The sequence below is a fragment of the Thalassotalea sp. Sam97 genome, from assembly GCF_041379765.1.
Taxonomy (GTDB): domain Bacteria; phylum Pseudomonadota; class Gammaproteobacteria; order Enterobacterales; family Alteromonadaceae; genus Thalassotalea_A; species Thalassotalea_A maritima.
The window spans coordinates 3,065,994-3,085,042 of record NZ_CP166919.1 but is presented as its reverse complement, the minus strand read 5'-3'; the positions used below and the strand labels follow the sequence as shown (position 1 = coordinate 3,085,042).

At 43.0% G+C, this 19,049-nt stretch carries 19 protein-coding genes; 10 read left to right on the top strand and 9 right to left on the bottom strand.

Annotation, left to right across the window (positions count from 1 at the left end):
* Window positions 1-80 precede the first annotated feature (80 nt).
* Window positions 81-746 (top strand): response regulator, encoded by a 666-nt coding sequence (locus tag ACAX20_RS13815; protein WP_371187112.1) that lies wholly within the window; start codon window positions 81-83, stop codon window positions 744-746.
* Window positions 747-753: 7 nt separating this feature from the next.
* On the opposite strand, the gene ACAX20_RS13810 is transcribed toward ACAX20_RS13815, so the two are convergent.
* Window positions 754-4,212 (bottom strand): PAS-domain containing protein, encoded by a 3,459-nt coding sequence (locus ACAX20_RS13810; protein ID WP_371187110.1) that lies wholly within the window; start codon window positions 4,210-4,212, stop codon window positions 754-756.
* A gap of 150 nt (window positions 4,213-4,362) precedes the next feature.
* Here ACAX20_RS13810 and ACAX20_RS13805 point away from each other — a divergent pair, with 150 nt between their 5' ends.
* Window positions 4,363-5,553, top strand: coding sequence for a CynX/NimT family MFS transporter (locus ACAX20_RS13805; RefSeq protein ID WP_371187108.1), 1,191 nt, complete (start codon window positions 4,363-4,365; stop codon window positions 5,551-5,553).
* The gene (locus tag ACAX20_RS13800; RefSeq protein WP_371187106.1) at window positions 5,550-6,500 is read left to right on the top strand and encodes an alpha/beta hydrolase; all 951 of its coding nucleotides are present in this window, start codon (window positions 5,550-5,552) and stop codon (window positions 6,498-6,500) included. The genes ACAX20_RS13805 and ACAX20_RS13800 overlap by 4 nt, the downstream gene beginning before the upstream one ends.
* Window positions 6,501-6,528: 28 nt before the next feature.
* Here the strand turns inward: ACAX20_RS13800 and yrfG are convergent, their stop codons facing one another.
* Window positions 6,529-7,233 carry a GMP/IMP nucleotidase gene (gene yrfG, locus ACAX20_RS13795; RefSeq protein WP_371187104.1) on the bottom strand — a complete coding sequence of 235 codons (705 nt, stop codon included), beginning with the start codon at window positions 7,231-7,233 and terminating at the stop codon, window positions 6,529-6,531.
* Window positions 7,234-7,337: 104 nt separating this feature from the next.
* Between yrfG and nudE the strand changes: the two genes are divergently transcribed.
* The 3 genes from nudE (at window position 7,338) to ACAX20_RS13780 (ending at window position 9,366) form a co-directional block, all read left to right on the top strand.
* Window positions 7,338-7,898, top strand: coding sequence for an ADP compounds hydrolase NudE (gene nudE / locus ACAX20_RS13790; RefSeq protein WP_371187102.1), 561 nt, complete (start codon window positions 7,338-7,340; stop codon window positions 7,896-7,898).
* Window positions 7,898-8,722, top strand: a complete 825-nt coding sequence (cysQ, locus tag ACAX20_RS13785; protein WP_371187100.1) for a 3'(2'),5'-bisphosphate nucleotidase CysQ — start codon at window positions 7,898-7,900, stop codon at window positions 8,720-8,722. The genes nudE and cysQ overlap by 1 nt, the downstream gene beginning before the upstream one ends.
* A gap of 62 nt (window positions 8,723-8,784) precedes the next feature.
* Complete coding sequence (locus ACAX20_RS13780) at window positions 8,785-9,366, top strand: YceI family protein (protein ID WP_371187099.1); 582 nt, start codon at window positions 8,785-8,787, stop codon at window positions 9,364-9,366.
* Between the two features lie 78 nt (window positions 9,367-9,444).
* Here the strand turns inward: ACAX20_RS13780 and ACAX20_RS13775 are convergent, their stop codons facing one another.
* The 4 genes from ACAX20_RS13775 to ACAX20_RS13760 all read right to left on the bottom strand — a co-directional run bounded on the left by ACAX20_RS13775 (window position 9,445) and on the right by ACAX20_RS13760 (window position 13,287).
* Window positions 9,445-9,675: a YheU family protein gene (locus ACAX20_RS13775; protein WP_371187097.1), complete on the bottom strand. Its 231-nt coding sequence runs from the start codon at window positions 9,673-9,675 to the stop codon at window positions 9,445-9,447.
* Window positions 9,676-9,679: 4 nt separating this feature from the next.
* Entirely contained in the window at window positions 9,680-10,648 is a 969-nt protein-coding gene (locus ACAX20_RS13770) for a hydrolase (RefSeq protein WP_371187095.1), read from the bottom strand.
* 93 nt (window positions 10,649-10,741) lie between these two features.
* Window positions 10,742-11,188 (bottom strand): META domain-containing protein, encoded by a 447-nt coding sequence (locus ACAX20_RS13765; protein WP_371187093.1) that lies wholly within the window; start codon window positions 11,186-11,188, stop codon window positions 10,742-10,744.
* Window positions 11,189-11,382: 194 nt separating this feature from the next.
* Window positions 11,383-13,287 carry an ATP-binding cassette domain-containing protein gene (locus tag ACAX20_RS13760; RefSeq protein WP_371187091.1) on the bottom strand — a complete coding sequence of 635 codons (1,905 nt, stop codon included), beginning with the start codon at window positions 13,285-13,287 and terminating at the stop codon, window positions 11,383-11,385.
* 96 nt (window positions 13,288-13,383) lie between these two features.
* On the opposite strand from ACAX20_RS13760, the gene ACAX20_RS13755 reads away from it, so the two are divergent.
* The gene (locus ACAX20_RS13755) at window positions 13,384-13,575 is read left to right on the top strand and encodes a YheV family putative zinc ribbon protein (protein ID WP_371187089.1); all 192 of its coding nucleotides are present in this window, start codon (window positions 13,384-13,386) and stop codon (window positions 13,573-13,575) included.
* Window positions 13,576-13,589: 14 nt separating this feature from the next.
* On the opposite strand, the gene ACAX20_RS13750 is transcribed toward ACAX20_RS13755, so the two are convergent.
* Entirely contained in the window at window positions 13,590-13,823 is a 234-nt protein-coding gene (locus ACAX20_RS13750) for a SlyX family protein (protein WP_371187088.1), read from the bottom strand.
* A 232-nt stretch (window positions 13,824-14,055) separates the two neighbouring features.
* Between ACAX20_RS13750 and fkpA the strand changes: the two genes are divergently transcribed.
* Window positions 14,056-14,808, top strand: coding sequence for an FKBP-type peptidyl-prolyl cis-trans isomerase (gene fkpA, locus ACAX20_RS13745; RefSeq protein ID WP_371187086.1), 753 nt, complete (start codon window positions 14,056-14,058; stop codon window positions 14,806-14,808).
* 79 nt (window positions 14,809-14,887) lie between these two features.
* Here the strand turns inward: fkpA and rsd are convergent, their stop codons facing one another.
* Complete coding sequence (gene rsd, locus ACAX20_RS13740; RefSeq protein WP_371187084.1) at window positions 14,888-15,355, bottom strand: sigma D regulator; 468 nt, start codon at window positions 15,353-15,355, stop codon at window positions 14,888-14,890.
* 241 nt (window positions 15,356-15,596) lie between these two features.
* Window positions 15,597-16,394 carry a S1/P1 nuclease gene (locus ACAX20_RS13735; protein WP_371187082.1) on the bottom strand — a complete coding sequence of 266 codons (798 nt, stop codon included), beginning with the start codon at window positions 16,392-16,394 and terminating at the stop codon, window positions 15,597-15,599.
* A gap of 457 nt (window positions 16,395-16,851) precedes the next feature.
* Here ACAX20_RS13735 and hemE point away from each other — a divergent pair, with 457 nt between their 5' ends.
* Together hemE and murB are read left to right on the top strand one after the other, a co-directional pair.
* On the top strand, window positions 16,852-17,919 hold the full coding sequence (hemE, locus tag ACAX20_RS13730) for a uroporphyrinogen decarboxylase (protein ID WP_371187080.1): 1,068 nt from the start codon (window positions 16,852-16,854) through the stop codon (window positions 17,917-17,919).
* Window positions 17,920-18,006: 87 nt separating this feature from the next.
* Window positions 18,007-19,029 carry a UDP-N-acetylmuramate dehydrogenase gene (gene murB, locus ACAX20_RS13725; RefSeq protein WP_371187078.1) on the top strand — a complete coding sequence of 341 codons (1,023 nt, stop codon included), beginning with the start codon at window positions 18,007-18,009 and terminating at the stop codon, window positions 19,027-19,029.
* The last annotated feature ends 20 nt before the right edge of the window (window positions 19,030-19,049 follow it).

Sequence of the window (19,049 nt, the reverse complement as noted above, 5' to 3'; positions counted from 1 at the left end):
CAATTAAAATTATAACTAACAAAGAGCTGGCACAAGTCAGCTCTTTTTGCTTGAATTTTTGTAATCGCCAAGGATTGAAAATGAATAATAACAACATTGTCATTGCTGATGATCACCCCTTGTTTCGCGCTGCCTTAAAACAGGCAATCAGTGACGTTTTCAACGATACAGTGACCCTTGAAGCGGAGACATTCGAGGAATTACTGGCATTATTGGGTTCAACCGACAGCATAGAAATTGTATTTTTGGACTTACATATGCCGGGTAATAATGGTTTCACCGGTTTGGCTCAACTACAGAATCATTATCCAGATGTTGTGGTAATTATGGTCTCTTCTGATGATGAACCAAACACCATGTTAACGGCAATCGATTTTGGCGCAGCGGCCTTTATTCCAAAATCAGCTGATTTAACCATGATTAATCAAGCGATCATGACGGTACTTGACGGAGGTGTCTGGTTACCTGCGCACATTGATATTAGCACGCAGCGTGTCGCATCAAATCCGCACAAACAACTTGCGCAGCAATTGTCTCAGTTAACCCCACAGCAATACGTTGTTTTACAAATGATTGCAGATGGTCAGCTCAATAAACAAATCGCCTATGAACTCGACATTAAAGAAACGACGGTTAAAAAGCATGTTTCAGCGATTTTACAAAAGCTTGAGGTCAATAATCGGACCATGGCTGGCTTAAAGTATCAGCAGCTAAGCCAAGCTAGTCAGGTGTCACAAATTGCCTAGCTAGGCTCTATTTAACGTTTGCTGCAACGACTTGCTTTATTAACCTTTTGAGCGCGAGTGGTTTAATTGGTTTGCGTAAAAAATGAAAATGAGCGCTACTGGTATGCTCTCGAACTTGCTCTGATGGATCCGCTGAACATATAACACATGGCACATGCCACCCTTGCTCTGCTAATAATTGACGAAATACATCGACACCGTTTTGGGCATCATCAAGGTGGTAGTCAGCAACGATAATACTTGGTGGCTGGTTAATTTGTTCAACATGTCGTTCGATAACTTGTGGGTTGGAGGCACTCAGTACCTGACAACCCCATTGTTCGAGCTGTGATGATAATGCCGTGAGCATTAATGGATCATTGTCCAATATTAACGCAGTGATATTTAATGGGTCGTTTGGCTTATTTACTTCAGTGTCGCTATGGGTGGCCGGCGCAAGCGCTAATGATTTTGGTTTGTCGTGAGCGAGTGGTACATTGATCGCAAAAACCGTACCTTTGCCTAGGCTTGAGCGAACACTAATACGCAATCCAAGTATTTTCGCAATACGTTCAGAAATGGCTAACCCTAGCCCTAAACCGGGTATTTCTCGAGTTTGCGGGAGGCGCTCAAATTCAGCAAAAATCAGTTGTAGTTTGTCTTCTGCGATGCCTGGCCCGTTATCCCATACTTCAATTCGTAACTGATGACCCTGGCGACGCACTCCGAATAGTATTTTCGCCGTTTTACCAAGGGGATTATTGGAGTCTTGGCAATAATGAACGGCATTGGATAAGAAGTTTTGGATGATCCGGCGCAATAAGCGCTGGTCACTATGCACATGGCACTGAGATAAGACAAAATGAAATTCAATATTGGCTTGCTTTGCCAATAGCGAAAACTCATTTTTTAGTGGTGTTAACAACTCATTGATTGCAAATGTCGATGGTGTCGCTTGATATTTGGCATTATCCAATCGTGAAATTTCAACCAAGTCAGACAGTAACGCTTCGACCACATTCAATGAGTCATCTATGTTATTGGCTAATTTGCGCAGTTCTTGATCTTTTACTTTCGCTTTTAACATGTCGGTAAATAAGGTAAGCGCATTAAACGGCTGCATTAAATCATGGCTTGCAGCGGCTAAAAATCGGGTTTTACTGCGATTGGCGGCTTCCGCTTCTGCTTTGGCTCTTTGCAGTTCTTCGGTGCGACTTGCGACACGTTTTTCTAAGGTTTCGTTAGCTTGCTGTAACGCCTTTTCGGCCTCAATATGTTGGGTAATGTCGCTAAAGGTGCTAACAAAACCACCACCAGGCATCGCTTGCCCACGAATCTCTAAAACCCGGCCATTGGGCATGAGACGCTGGATATAATGATTTTTGCCAGCTCGCATATGAGCGATACGTTTATCAATCAGTGTCTCAGGGTTATCACCGACAATAATGCCACGATTGATATTAAAGCGTAGTAACTCACTTACAGGGATGCCTGCAACAATAAAGTCCGCAGGATAATCGAGTAATTCAATATACTTACGATTCCAGGCTACTAAGCGCATATCGGCATCAATAACGCTAATGCCTTGGTCAATATTCTCAACCCCTGATTGCAATAATTCACGATTAAATTGCAGTACCTGACTGGCTTCATCAACAATGCTGGCGACCTCATCTAATGGTACGTCTTCAGCTGAGCTTGCGGCACGCATGACCATTCGTGTTGAGGCTGAACCCAATACGCCGGAGAGTTGTAAACGCGTGTAATCAATCAATTGTTGGTGCTGTTGCTTTGTTGTTAGCTGCTGTTGCTTAGCGTAGATGAGGAGATCGTCGGCCGCTTGTTTATCGATAAATCGTTGCAGCAATAGATAAAGATCTTTAGGTGTTAGATGGCGCTCTAATTGGCGGTGTTTTTTATTAATAAATAACTCAGCTTGCAGTTTTTCGCTAACGCTACGCTTACTCAGTAATGAAATAACAACAAAGCAGACAAGATTAACCAGTAAGCTAAATAGTAAGCCATGGCTAATGTCATCTAATTTGCTGATACCGAATAACGCATTGGGTTTAAGCCAAGCTACTTGCCAAGGACCATGATTTACCCAGCTCATGTCAGGCTGAAGTAGTGGCAACAATAAGGTATACAGCCAGACACATGCGCCAGCAAGGATACTAACCAAAGCGGCTTTGTAGGTCGCTTTTCGCCAATAAAGGGCACCGATTAGCGCAGGTGCAAATTGCGATAACAATACAAACGAGATAAGGCCAATGCTTGCTAAATGGCTATTGCCGCCAACAACGCGCTCAAAAGCAAAGGCTAAAATAAGAGTCCCGGCGATTGCTCCACGACGCAAGTTAAGTAAGGTTGTTGATAATTGACCGCTGGCTTTTTCCTCGGCAAAGCGAAGTTTTAATAATATCGGTGTGAGCACTTCTGTGGTGATCATGGTACTTAATACGATGGCTGCAACGACGACCATGCTGGTGGCTGCAGCTAAACCACCTATGTATACTAAAGCACCAAGCCATGCGTGCTGATAAAATAATGGCAAACTTAAAACAAAGCTATCGGGGTTAACACTTCCCCCTGGAAAATTAAGTTGTCCAGCAATCGCAATAGGTAAGATGAACACGTTGATTGCGATCAAATACAAAGGAAATAACCAACGGGCCGTTTTCAGCTGACGCTCACTTTGATTTTCAATCATCATCATATGAAACTGTTGCGGTAAGATGAAAATTGTAATGGCGCCCAATATGGCTTGCGACAGGGCGAAATAGCTAGAACTTTGCTGCCAATTGTTGTTAAGTTGATGGTGCTGGTTTATAAGATCTGAAAATCCGTCAAACACAAAGAACGTGGCAAAGATACCAACCGCTGTTAACGCGAATAATTTCACCACAGAGCTGAATGCAATTGCTAAGACAAGGCCAGGGCTTTGTTTACTCGCCGATAATTGCCGGGCACCAAACAAAATACTGAAGACGATGAGCACTAATGTCACCACAAGTGACGTGCTAACTCCCTGCTGATAGGTACCAGTTAATAAATCAAAACTACTGCCTATGGCGCGCAATTGTAATGATATATAAGGAATAATGCCGATTAACGCGACAATAGTTACTATACCGGCTATGTAGGGAGATTTATCGTAACGGCAGGCGATGAAGTCGGCAATCGATGTGAGATTTTGCTTCTTGATAATGTGTAATGTTTTTAGCAGCATCGGCCAGCCAATGACAAAGCAAAAAATGCTACCAATGTAGATGGGGGCTAGCCACTCACCTGTTGATGCGGCTTGACCCACCGTGCCATAAAACGCCCACGAACTGCAACTCACACCGAGCGCCAAGCTGTATACCCATGGCTTATGACTCAGTTTACTTTGTTTTTGCCCCCAATAGGCGACAATAAACAACACCAATAAATAGCAAACCGAAAGAAGCGTCACGAACCAGGTATTAATAGACTGCCAAGCTAACACAAAAAACCTTATCTTATCTGTCGTTATAGGAATTGTTATAAAGATAATACCCGTTAACTTACCTCAATATATGACACTAAGGTAGTAGTTATTTTTGACCTGTCGTACGTTAGGCTATCTGCACTATCGTTCTATTAGTGAAGTGATCTGATGAAAATAACCAATAAATACGTGGTCGAAGCCCTGGTTTTTTTTAGCTATGTACTGTTCGCCATGGCATGGGTAGGTGGTACAGCGAGCATGAGCCAAATTATGAGTGCCATGCAAATTGACAGTCTAGCTTCTGCAAGCTTTATCAGTGGTGCCGTCACCTTAGCCAAAATTGTTGGTACATTCGGTGCCGCTTGGTTAGCCATTAAATTTGGCATAAAAATGGCATTTTTTATTGCCAGCATGTTGATTGTTATTGGTTTACTAACCCCCTACGCGCCTAACTATGAAGTGTTGCTAATAAGTCGTTTTTTAATGGGATTGGGTGGTGCGTTTATGGTGGTCTATTTTAACCCCATTGTCTTGCATTGGTTTGATGCAGAGCAGCGTCCAGTGGTTAATGGCTTAAATGCTGTCGCCTTTAACGTTGGTACCGGTGTTATCTTGTGGCTTATGACTGATCTAAATCAGCTAACGGGTAGTTGGCAACTAAGCTTGATATTGTTTTCACTGGCCAGTGTGGTGTTGGCAGCGGTTTGGTTGTTGGTAAAGTTTGATACAACCGAGCCTGATAAAAAGCACTTGGTCACAGAGCCGCAGGGCTACAGTTATGCGCAAGGCTTTCGTGATAAATTTAATTGGGCATACTCTTTTACCTATTCAGGCTTGCTTACCTTTTATATTTGTTTATTCACCTTTTACCCAGAGGCTGGCATCAGTCAAAGTAAATGGGTGATTGGTTTTGGCATTATTGGCACCTTAGCAGGCATTATTTACAGCAATAAGATAAAACAGCGTATTCCGGTTATCCGTTGGTCAGGTCTACTGATGACCATTAGCTTAGTTGGCTTGTCGTTTAGTACATCGGCTTGGCTGCAAATGTTTTGTGCTATGGTATTGGGCTTTTTTATCTTCTTCCCTGTGACTGCATTGGTGTCGATTCCTCACGAAATGCCTGGCATGACCGGCGCCCGGGTGACGGTGATCTTTAGTCTGTTTTACTCTATCAGCTATCTAGCTGCAACCATTGTGTTGTGGTTGTTTGGTCGCTTGGTTGATATATATCAGGGCGATTATACGCCATCGCTGATGATGATTAGTGTATTAAGTTTGACTTTCTTTATTGGCAGTTACTTTTTGCCAGAAACCAACCCGAAACTTCAGCGTAAAACTGAGGAGCGTATGGCATGAGAGGACAAGTATCGGACAAACTAAAGCCTCTGCTTGAGCAAGTAAATCAAGCTGTCGCCGAGATGAAAGCACAGAACATCCCGTTTGATGTAGCAACAACACGCACTAACTTGGATAACCTAGCAGCTTTTATGAATGATAGTCCCGAGATTGAATTGGTAGTGGAGCGTCAATTTACTAATGGCGAGCAAATAATCCCTGCACGAGTTTATCATCCGCAACCCAGTAAGCCACTGCCGGTGTTGTTACATTTTCATGGTGGTGGACATATGTGCGGTAGCATTGAACTTTACGACCCGGTCAGCCGGCAACTTGCTAAGTATTGCAATATGATCGTTATCGCGATTGATTATCGCTTAGCACCGGAGCATCCTTATCCGGCGGGTATTGAAGACAGTATGTTTGCCTTAAAGCATTATCAACAAGTGCTTGAAGGGTTATTGTATCAGCCTAAGGTATCGATTATTGGCGATAGTGCAGGAGGGGCGATTTGTACGACGCTTGCGCACCGATGCCAAAGTGCTGCTGAGGTTACTATTGATAAGCAAGTGCTGATATACCCGAGTGTAGACTACACCATGAGTCAGCCATCAATAGAAGAAAATGGTGATGGTTTTTTATTGCAAAAAGAAAAAATAGCGTGGTATTTTCAGCAGTATTTTAACGGCGAAGCTGATACTCAGTTGCTCCGTGCGGCTTCGCCATTATTGCAGTCGTTTTCTAAGCAACTACCGGCAACCTTGGTGATTACTGCTGGCTGTGACCCGCTACGTGATGAAGGCGAAGCGTATTATCAAATGTTGCGCCGCGCAGGGGTAGAGGCTCAGCATCATCAATTGCCAGATATGATCCATGCCTACATGCTACTGCATGAGTTGGTTGCCAATGAATGTCATGAAACTTACGTTAAAATCGCTGAGTTTCTAAATGTTCAATCATCTAGTTAGCCGGGCTCTATCGTCTACGCTGTGAACCTTAATGGCTTACCGGGTTGTTAATTATGTCAGTTATCAACTGGCGGTAGTCGGTAATAAACGGGTAGTTCATCACTTCTCTTATCGGCTGTTTACTATCTGGGTTAGCAACCGCAAGCAAGTACTCAATACCAAAGGTTTTAGCGGCATCAAGAATGGGTAGGCTATCATCAACAAACAAGGTGCGTTGTTTGTCGAATTTTAGATGCGCTTGTAGTTGTTGCCATAAGCTTTGGGATTCTTTACTTACTTGAAATTGATGGCATGAAATCAGTTCGTCGAAATATTGATCTAGGGCCGTCTTTTCAATCTTCAATGACAAGCTATCTGGGTGGGCGTTAGTGACTAAAACCACCTGGCGACCACTTTGTTTGAGCGCCGTTAAAAAATCATGAGCATCATCTCGTAGCTGAATCAGATGATCTATTTCCCGTTTAAGTTCGGTGATGGGCATATCTATTTGCTCTGCCCAATAATCAAGGCAGTACCAGGAAATCGTCCCTTCGACATCGAGATAGCGTTGTTTCAGAAAGTTTTTGGCTTGCTCAAGGGAAATGTGTTTTGATTCTGCGTAACGTAGTGGCAAATGCTGCAACCAAAAATAATTATCAAAATGTAAATCTAAGATTGTGCCGTCCATATCTAATAGAACGGTATCGATTTTTGCCCATTGCAACATGAAATAGTCTGTCCATTCGCTAATCATTTGCGTATATTATTCATTATGCACTCGACTTTTGCTACGTTTATTATAGGCGCATAGTAAAGCTCGGTGCTTTCCTAGCAATAATAAATACAGATTAGAAGTTGATGAATAACGAGCAGAAGTTAACGTTGCCAGAAATTACCGCCAGTAAAGATATCGCCAAGAGTCGTTTGGTGACTGTCGAAGCGGTTGATTTGACCTTTAGTAATGGTGAACAACGAACCTATGAAAAAATTAAAGGCAGCGGCCGTGGTGCAGTATTGATTGTACCGTTACTTGATGATGACACGATTGTCCTTATTCGCGAATATTGTGCTGGGACGCACTCTTATCAACTTGGCTTCCCCAAAGGATTAATTGATCCGGGCGAACAGCCTGCTGAAGCGGCTAATCGTGAGATGCGAGAAGAAATTGGTATGGCAGCAACGTCGATTGAATATCTGCATCAAGTCAGCTTAGCGCCAGCATTTTTTAACGCGACAATGGATTTATTTGTCGCGCGAGGCTTATACGAAAGCCCTTTGCAAGGTGATGAACCCGAACCTTTGCAAATTGTGCACTGGCAGTTGAGTGATTATCAGTCATTGCTTGCACAGCCTGATTTCACAGAAGCACGCAGCATTAGTGCGCTGATGCTATTGCTCGATAAATTGCAAGGTAACTAATGGATAAACAACAGTTGTTGATGATTGCCATAACCGCGGCCAAGTTAGCTGGTGAAGAAGTTATGCGCTTTTATCAACAAGGTAACTTTGAAAAGTACCACAAAGCTGATGACTCGCCAGTCACCAGTGCGGATTTAGCCGCTAATAGGGTGTTGATGGCGCATTTGCAGCAACACACCCCGAATATCCCCATTATTTCTGAAGAAAGTGTTCAAGTACCATTAGCACAGCGGCAAGCTTGGCCTTGTTATTGGTTGCTTGACCCAATTGATGGCACGGGTGAATTTATTGCTGGTAGCGGTGACTTTGCGGTGAATATCGCTTTGGTTGAAAATAATTGGCCAACCATAGGTGTGATTTATGCACCCGCGCATGACTGGCTTTATTATGCGAGGCAAGGGCAAGGCACGTTTAAAGATATTGGTCATGGTGCTCAGCCAATACATGTCGCCGAATACGATGGAGTACGAGCACTCAATATTGGTGTTTCGAGGCGACAAAACGTCGCTGTTATCGAAAAGTTCTTAAATGCGAATTATCAATATCAACATCTACCGCTTGGCAGTTGTTCCTTAAAGAGTTGTCAAATCGCTGAGGGCAGTACCGACTGTTATATTCGTATAGGTCCAACAGGGGAGTGGGATACCGGCGCTAGTCAGATTATTCTGGAAGAAGCCGGCGGCACTATTTTAGATAGTCAATTACGACCGTTATCTTATAATCAACGTGAAAGTTTGATGAACCCCGACTTTATTGGCTTAGGCAATCAGTCGATAGATTGGCAAAAAGTCATCATCAAACACCCGTGCACTCGGATTTTTTAGACTAGTATAGGTTAGGTGCTTTGGATGTTTTCCTACTTAGACTTTAACGTGAGGTGCTACCCATGAAATGGTGCAAGATTGTATTATCAACGCTTTTACTGTTGTGCAGTGGCTCTGTCTTAGCAGATTGGCAATTAGACAATGAGCAGTCAACGATAAGCTTTATCAGCATAAAAAAACATGAGATAGCTGAAGCTCATAGCTTTAATCAGTTGTCGGGAGCGATCAGTGAAACGGGATTAGCCACCGTTGAGATCGACCTATCCAGCGTGAATACCAGCATTGAGATCCGCGATACACGCATGAAAGATATGCTGTTTAATGTGGCAACCTATCCAAAGACAACAATCAGCAGCCAGCTTGAACAGGACTTTTTAGACAAGCTGAAAGTAGGCGATGTGCATCATCTTACGTTGCCTATCACGGTAACGATGCACGGTACCAGTCAAGCGTATGATAGCGAAGTTCTGATTGTTTATGTTAACGATAAGCAGCTCATTGTCAGCGCGGTAACGCCATTGTTGGTCAATGCCAGTGACTTTGGTTTTGATGATGGTATTGCAAAGTTAACAGAAATTGCCGGTTTGCCACATATCAGTAAAGCTGTTCCTGTAAGCTTTGTGTTGACGTTTGGCCTAGAGTAATCTGTCACCAATAGCGATGTTACGGTTAATTTGCACGAATTACGGTTTCGCGTAGCATCGCCATGTTTTATCACTGTTCTAAGCGTTGTTTTCGGCGTCGAATTGTTGGCGTAGCATAATGTTTACCGTCTCGTAGAGCTCGGAATAGACCAACACTAATTCACCTTGTTGTAGCTGTTGTAAGATTTGCTGTTTCTTGGCTACTAGCGAAATCTCTTGATCGCCGTAATCGGTGCCTTCTCTTAGCACAAATGATTCGATGATATTATCTAATGCTTCCACACTAATCGCAGATATCGGAATGATCATAGTGTTACCACTGCTCAGATAGGTAATCTAGGACGCGCTGGTCTAGATAAAATTCAGGCTTTAACGGATTTTTACCGGCGATAAAACCCACGTGACCACCATAGGGGCTCAACTCCACGGTAAGCTTTGGATTGTCGGGGATCTGTGTAACAAATTCATGGCACAAGAAAGGATCATCAAGAGCGTGGATAATTAACGTCGGTGTGGTGACTTTATCCAGTTTATATAAACCACTGACTTGTTGATAATAATCCTCGGCATTTTGAAAGCCATGAATTGGCGCCGTGACTTTTTCATCAAAGTCGGCCAGTTTTCGGATGCCTGCCAGTTCGTTTTTATCAATGTGCTTGATTAAGCCCAGGTTTATCTTTTGTTGGGTACTGTTTTTCAGCATGTCTACTAAATACTTTTGGTAAACCTTGGAAAAACCTTGGCCAATACGAGAGCTACAGCTACTTAAATGTAATGGTGCACAAATGATTGCCGCGCTAGCAAAAGGGTGATGTTCATCTTCAGCCAAATAATTGGCGAGAACGTTACCGCCTAATGAAAAACCCATGATACCTAATGGGCGATTGGCAAAACGCGGCTTTAAGAAATCAACGCAATAGTGAATATCAAAGGTGTCACCGCTGTGATAGCTTGGCCCATAGCGATTCGGTTTCCCTGAACAGCCGCGAAAGTGCATTAACAAGCCAATCCAGCCGCGTTGCTGTATTGCATGCATCATACCTTTGGCATAATGACTATCAATTGAGCCTTCAAGCCCATGCAATACATAAACAATGGGTTTGTCCTTGTTCAGATTAGCGTCTTCTGTCCACGCTAAATCAACAAAGTCACCATCAGGTAGTTCGATGGTTTCATTGATTATGTTAAGTTGCAGGTTTTTACGGAATAACTTACCTGCCATGGTTTGGAGGTGACGATTTTTAAGCCACCAGGCTGGTTGGAAGTTACTGGGATAAGTCATCTAATACGTGGCGAACAAGGTTGTTATTTGCTGCCGATTATACTGAAACTAGCGATGAATACCTAGCCATAACCGACAGCGAATTGGTTATCGTTATTTATCCGTTGCTTGTGCAGTGTAAACAGCGACCTCGTCATTATTGCTGTTGATCAGCGTTAATACATCACCGTTAATTTGGTAGCTGCTGATATCTGTCAGCGCACTAAGATATTGATCTTCAATATCACTTCCTTGCTGGCAGAACTTCTTGGTGGCTCGAGATTGACCGAACTCTAAATTGTTACCATCTTGACTATAGTTGCCCGAGTAATTGTTACAGCCGGCAAAACCTCGAAAGGTCGCATCCGCTTCGATGAACTCGATAAATAATGCTTGATCCATATCGCCTAAGCTAGCGGCTTCGCCGTTTAATAGGCTTAATGTCCATTGTTGTCCGGTGAGTTTTAGGTTATCCATTGGGGCTTGCTCACTTGTCGTTGGTTCTTGGCAGCCAAAATTTACAGCGGCGGCTAGAATGGCAAAAGAGATGGCTTTTTTCATGGTTTGACTCCTTTGGGCGAGACATGCTTTTTCATGTTACCTATCTCGCGAATATAAAACGTTTTTTACTTATAAAATGCACCTAACAGCGGTGAGTGCAAAAGCGTTTACTACTGACAACTATAGCCTGTGTACTATAAAACGGGGAACTTGGTCGCTAAAAACCTGTTACCGGCATGCGCGGTTTGCCAGCGCTATGCTTGCCCCATAATGTCTTCTATTTGCTCAAGCAACTCCATCCATTGCTCCTCGGCTTGTTCAAGTTTAGGCTTTAGGTTAGCTTGTTGCTCAAGCAAGTCAGCGAGCAGAACCTTATTTTGGTCGTCATACGTTGCTGGGTCTGCCATTTGTTGTTCGACTGCATCAAGCTGTTGCTGCCAGCTTTCGATTTGCATTTCGAGCTTATCGGCTTGTTTTTTTAATGGAGCCGCTTTTTTGCGCAGTTCAGCTTGGGCGCGACGTTGCTCTTTTTTATCGACCTTATCGTTGCTTGTATTCGTCCCTTTGCTCTGTTGTTGGGCTGACTTTTTATCATCGTCGAGCCATTTTTGATAATCATCGATGTCCCCTTTAAAGGTTTCAACGCGACCGTTACCAACTAAATAAAACTCATCGACACATGATTCGAGCAAGTAGCGATCATGGGCAATCAAAATAATCGCACCATCAAACTCTTGTAACGCCATTACCAGTGCTTGACGCATTTCTAAATCTAAGTGGTTGGTGGGCTCATCGAGAAGTAATATTTGTGGCTTTTGCAATACGATAAGTGCTAACACTAAACGGGCTTTTTCGCCTCCGGACATGGTTTTAATAATGTTCAAGGCTTGCTCGCCGCTAAAGCCAAAGCGACCTAAATGGTTGCGTCCTTGTAGTTCGGTAAAGTCGGGATGCGCGAGCAACACTTGATTTAGCGCAGTGTCGTCCATGCGCAATTGTTCGAGTTGGTGCTGTGAAAAATAGCCAATGTTAAGCTCTTGGGCACTAAAACGGGTACCTGCTAATAGCGCTAATTCACCAGCTAATGATTTTATCAGCGTCGACTTACCGGCACCGTTACGACCAAGCAAGCCGATACGGCTACCTGGTACTAGATCCAATTTCACCTGGCTCAGAATTTTGCTGTTGTCACCATAGCCGCAATCACCTTGGTCGATGGCTAATAATGGATAGGGCATGTAGTCGGGATTTTCAAATTGAAAGCTGAACTGGCTATCGACATGGGCTGGCATGAGATCTGGGAGTTTTTCTAATCGCTTTAATCTGCTTTGCGCTTGCTTGGCTTTCGAGGCTTTCGCACGAAATCGATCAACAAATGATGTTAAGTGCTTAATTTCTTTTTGTTGTTTTTGATACATCGCATCTTGTTGCGCTAAATGCTCTGCTCGTTGACGCTCAAACGATGTATAATTTCCAGCATAAAGCTTGGCTTTACCGTGCTCGATGTGCAATATTTCGTTGGTGACTGCGTCGAGAAAATCACGGTCATGGGAAATCAGTACTAAGGTGCCATTGTATTGTTTAAGCCAGCGTTGAAGCCATAAAACCGCATCTAAGTCTAAGTGGTTGGTAGGTTCATCCAGTAACATTAAATCGGCACGGCTGATCAGTGCTTGCGCCAAGTTTAAGCGCATCCGCCAACCACCAGAAAAGCTACTGACGCTGTCATTAAGTTGTTGTTGGCTAAATCCTAAGCCATGCAGTAATTCACCAGCTCGAGCAGCAAGAGAATACCCACCGATGGCATCAATTTTATCTAATATATCGGCTTCTTTATGGCCATCTTGGCTAGCGCGCGCTTGCTCTAAGTGGTGCTCTAATTGACGATATTCATGGTCACCATCGATAACGTAATCTAAGGCGCTTTTGCTAAGTGCAGGCGTTTCTTGCTTCACTGTTGCAATATCCCAATGCCTAGGGATTTCCAGATCGCCTTTGTCGAGTTGTAATTGACCGAGCAGAGCAGCAAATAACGATGACTTACCGCAACCATTTTTGCCGACTAAACCTACCTTATGACCAGGGTAAATGGTAAAGCTAGAGTCGCTGATGAGATTTTTTAATCCTCTATCTAAGGTAATATTGATGGCCTTAATCACATTAATGTCCTTTGTTATCGATGCCTAAAGCGAGTACAATTGCGACTATCGCGCTGCGTGACGCAGCAAAGCTTAACATCTTATAGCTCTTATCTTATGAAAAAACGATTTATCGCAGGGGCAACGTGCCCAAAATGTCAAAAGATGGATACTCTGGCGTTAACCAAAGAAAACGGTGTAGAAAAAGTCAGCTGCGTTGCCTGTGGTATGGAAATGACCCAGCCAGAAGAACAAGTTGCTCCGCAAGTACGCAGTGACGAAACCGTCATTGGAGTATTTAAACCCTAATCATTGCCACCACATTAATAATGCGGTGGTGGTGTTTCATCTTCTTGACGCGCTATCGTCGATACGTTCATGCTTTTTACTTTGTCGATAACCAAACGCATTTGATCATTAAGCTGTCGAAGGTTGTCTTGATGGAACGTTATTTCCACATTTAATTTTTCAATCACATCATCTTGGAAAGCGACTTTCGCTTCCAAATTATCGATACGATTTTGCAGTTGCTCTATTAAGGCTTGCTCTGTACTCATGGGTTACCTGCCAAATACCAAGTTTGCGCCATTATCGCTAAAGCAGCGATTAAGATAAACCTAAATTACCATCCAGCGTGTTATTGATACGAAAATGGTTACTATTTTCCAATAAAGCGGTGTCTAAGGTCTGTTAATATGACGTAATAGTCGCTAGTATTAAGTGATTTTAAAAAATATAAACCGTGTAATTTGGAGTATTCTCCTTATTTACGATGTTATGGAGAAACATATGAAACTTATAACAAAACCAACGCTTGTTGCTGTTGCTGTAATGGCTTTGGCTGCATGTACTGAAAAAGCTGAAGAAAAGCCAGTAACATTAGAAACGGATCTACAAAAGCAGTCATATGCACTAGGTGCGTCAATTGGCAATTACATGAACAAAAACCTAGAAGAGCAAGCAAAGCTAGACATTAACTTAGACAAAGAGCTGATTTTTGCTGGTTTTCAAGAAACCTTGTCTGGTAAAGGTCAGTTTGACGAACAACAAATGCAAGATCTATTAATGGCGCTTGATACCCAGGCTCGTGAAAAGCGTGATGCACTTGCGTCAAAAGAACGTGAAGCGGCAGCAGCAGAAGGCGCAGCGTTTTTAGCTGAAAACGCTAAAGTAGATGGCGTTGTTGTAACAGATTCTGGCTTGCAGTATCAAGTTATCAAACAGGGCGAAGGCGCTAAGCCAGCAGCAACCGATACGGTTAAAGTACACTACAAAGGTACCCTAATCGATGGTACTGAATTTGACAGTTCATATGCTCGTAACCAACCAATTGAATTTCCGTTAAACCGCGTTATTAAGGGTTGGACTGAAGGTGTGCAGCTGATGAGCGTAGGTTCACACTACAAGTTCTTTATTCCTGCAGAGTTAGGTTACGGTGAGCAAGGTGCAGGCCAAACGATTCCTGGTAATGCAACGTTAATTTTTGAAGTAGAGCTTCTGGATATCGTTAGCGCAGCACAAGAAGAAACGCCAGCATCTTAATGCTTTCTATTTAGCATGAGCTGTTTAAACAAAAATACCGGACAATGTCCGGTATTTTTTTGTCATGAACGATGACTCATTATGGCTTGCGGTTATACAGCTCTTCGATGAGAGTATCTTCCAGCTCAAACCGCTCTTCTAGCATTTGTCCAAGTTCTGACAGTTGTCCATCGATATCTTCTAAATCGTCGGCGCTGGCGACTTCAGCGTACTTATCATTGAAGGCGAGGGCTATATCGGTAGATTTTGCGATTTGCGGATAAATACGTTGTGCCAACGCTAATGACTGCGGGCCATTCTCCTTACACCTTGCGACCAGTTGGTCGTAGACTTCAAAATGACCAGCGGAAAGGTAATCCATCAATAATTGACAAAACGCCTGCACGTCCGTTTGGTTGGGTAGTACTTTGTCTGTTTGCTCATATGGAGGTAAACCTGCTAGTTGGCAGTAGGCAACCAACACGGCTTGTCGCTCTGCCAGCCAATTATCGATTGCGCTATGCGAGCCGCCCCATTGTTGTTGTGCCCGTTCAAGCTGTGTAAGCATGTTCCCTCCAACACGGTTTTTGAGGTTGTCATTACCTTTATAAAACTCAAAAATTAACCAAAATGCAACATTTATTTTGTTGTTTTTTTAAGCTGTTGATTATCTTGATCTTGTTTTAATTAGAGTTTGCAGTGTTGTCACAGCCTTAATAAATCCCTACTCAGAATGTACTGTATTGGGCAAAGTTAATAAGGGGTATTGGGTAATGATCGCAGGGTTAATTAAAGCGTCTATGGCATGACTACAAATGTCTTTGCAATACACCATTCAAACGCTTGGCTGCCCTAATGAGCTGCTGAATATAAAGCGTTTTATTGTCGTTAAGGTATTGTGAGTTAAACAAGACCGCTGTTAGTGGCGGATGGCATACGTTTTGCTTCATCGTACAGTAGCCGATATTCGTTGCTCTGGTGAGTTGAGCTGTTTCAAAGGCCCAGGCGCTAATATCTATCTTCTCGGCTGATGTCACATCTAGGGCTAAGCTAAGGTATATCACGGCAAAGTCGACCTTGGTTAACAGTGCCAACAAACAGTAATCCCATAAGGCATGAAGGTTACGACAGTTATCCAGTTTGCTGTTGATCGGGATACGATTACCGCCTCTGTCATCGTAAAATCCAAGATGCAATGGCTGATGAAGATCGCCAAGCCAATGTCCCAAGAACGCCAAAGGCTGCCAGCGCTTGTGTGGCATTGAGGTGCTAGCCAATTGCCCTAAATGAAACTCTATTGCTGAAATAAGGCAGAATTTTTTTTGCTGACAGTACATATCATTAATAGTTATGGCGCGCCTTGGCATATTGGCGTAGTGCCATGAGTTGTAACGCTGAAAGCTATTGTCGCCTTTGATGGCGTCGGCCCAATTACATAGATGGGTAAAACGGATAGGCGCGTTATCTTCCCGCTGTAAATAGCGATTGATCCGGTAACGTTCCTTGCTTGGTACATTACTGACGATTTTGTTTATCTGTTGCTGTGCAGTCGGTGGCAGTGTTTCGAAGGCAAGTTGGCAAACAAGCTGGTGTGCTTCCTTTCCCAAAGCTAACGCTTGGCTAGCAAACACGAAACTCAATAGAAAAAGAAAAAGCCGGAACATGGGCGCAATATCTTGTCATCATGGCTATCTGTATGTTGTCAGTGATTAACCAACAGTTGCAACTACCAATAAGGTTAAGTAAAGGAGTGAGCAGTTTTCAGGTTCGAGAACATTAACTAGAGAGTAAAAATAAAAAGGCCTTACAAGTAAGGCCTGAAATGCTCGCTGTATGGTCTAGTTCAACTAGCTTCTTATTGTTAATTCGTAAGCTTGTTAATTTTTATAACAAAGCATTTAACAAAGTGCAACAAAATGTTGTGAAAAAATCGTGATTTTTTAAAATATTATATTCCGTTGCGTACTTAGCATGAGACAAATTTATGTTTGTTTGTCACAAGTCATAGTATCTCTAGCCGCTTTTGGTTAGAATGACGGCAATTTTTTGCAAGGCTTTAAAAAAATGACAGAATTGAAGAACGATACCTATTTACGTGCGTTGTTAGGTCAGCCAGTTGACTATACCCCTGTATGGATGATGCGCCAAGCTGGCCGTTATTTGCCAGAGTACAAAGAAACTCGTAAAGATGCAGGCGACTTTATGTCGTTGTGTCGTAATACCGAGTTAGCAACGGAAGTAACGATTCAGCCGTTACGTCGTTTTGACCTCGATGCCGCTATTCTGTTTAGTGATATTTTAACCATTCCTGATGCCATGGGCTTAGGTTTGTATTTTGAAACTGGCGAAGGTCCTAAATTTGAACGCCCAATTACTTGTGCGGCAGATGTTAAGAAAATAGGTCACCCTGATCCTGAAGGTGAATTGCAATATGTAATGAATGCTGTTCGCTCAATTCGCAAAGAACTTGATGGAAAAGTACCATTAATTGGCTTCTCTGGTAGCCCATGGACGTTAGCAACTTATATGGTTGAGGGCGGCAGCTCGAAGGCATTTACCAAAATCAAAAAGATGATGTTTGCAGAGCCGCAAACGTTGCACTTGCTATTAGACAAGCTAGCGGATTCTGTGATTTCTTATTTAAATGCACAAATCGCTGCCGGTGCGCAATCGGTAATGGTATTTGATACTTGGGGTGGTGTATTAAGCCCAGCAATGTACAAAGAGTTCTCGCTACAGTACATGGCAAAAATCGTCGATGGCTTAACGCGTGAAAACGAAGGTCGTAAAGTACCTGTTACTCTATTCACTAAAAATGGTGGTATGTGGTTGGAGTCGATTGCAGCAACGGGGTGTGATGCAGTTGGCTTAGACTGGACTATCAATATCGAAGACGCCGTTAAGCGCGTAGGTGATAAAGTGGCGCTGCAAGGTAATATGGATCCGTCAATGTTATATGCGCCAAAAGAGCGCATTGAACAAGAAGTGCAAACTATTTTATCGGGCTTTGGCGATAAAGGTACTGGTCACGTATTTAACCTTGGTCACGGTATTCACCCTGATGTGAATCCTGAACATGCTGGTTACTTTATCGATGCGGTACATCGTTTAAGTAAACCATTTCACAAGTAGTTATACAGAGTAAAGGGGCATATGCCCCTTTATTGTTTTTACGAATTCTTGTTAAATAGCCAGTACATTTACCGAAAGAAAATCCCGATGCAATACGCTAATCAATCGTTAAAACCTTACAGCACCTTTGCCATAGAAAATACGGTACAGTCTCTACAGATTTTCGATAACCTTGCCGAGTTATCGACAGCGCTAAAACAGTTGCCTGATACGTTTTATATCCTAGGTGGCGGCAGTAATACCATCTTCATTGAAGACTTTCATGGTACGCTAATTTGCCCACAGTTAAAGGGCATTAATATTGAAGAATCGCAGACACATTATCTGTTACACGTGCAAAGTGGCGAAAATTGGCATGAGCTAGTACAGTATTGTTTAGTCAATGATATGCCTGGTTTGGAAAACTTAGCTTTGATACCGGGTAATTGCGGTGCAGCACCGATTCAAAATATAGGTGCATACGGCGTAGAATTTGCCGATGTCTGTGAGTATGTTGATTGGCTAGAGATCGCCACCGGAAAGGTAATTCGCCTTAACAAGCAACACTGTCAGTTTGGTTACCGTGATAGTGTGTTTAAAGGTGATTTAAAAGACAAAGGCATCATTGTTGCTGTTGGCATTAAATTGCCCAAGCAATGGCAACCGGTGTTGTCTTATCAGGGCTTAAAGCAATTACCTATGCCCGTTACTCCACAACACGTGTTTGATGAGGTAGTTCGTATTCGACAAAGTAAACTGCCTGATCCCAAGCAATTACCCAATACTGGGAGCTTTTTTAAAAACCCTGTCGTCGAACACGCAACTTATGTCTGCATAAAGCAACAGTACCCTGATATACCTGCTTACCAGCAGGCCGATGGGCGCATCAAGCTGGCCGCAGGTTGGCTGATCGACCAATGTAATTTAAAAGGCAAACAAATTGGCGGCGCTGCTGTTCACGTTAAGCAAGCGCTGGTTCTTATTAATAAAAGCAATGCATCAGGGCAGGATGTGATTAAATTGGCACGGTTTGTTCAGGAGCAGGTGTTTGCCAAGTTTACCGTTCAATTGCAACCTGAGGTGCGCTTTATTGGCACAATGGGTGAAATGCAATTGCATGAATTTCCATAACGGGATAAAGATTAAGGTGT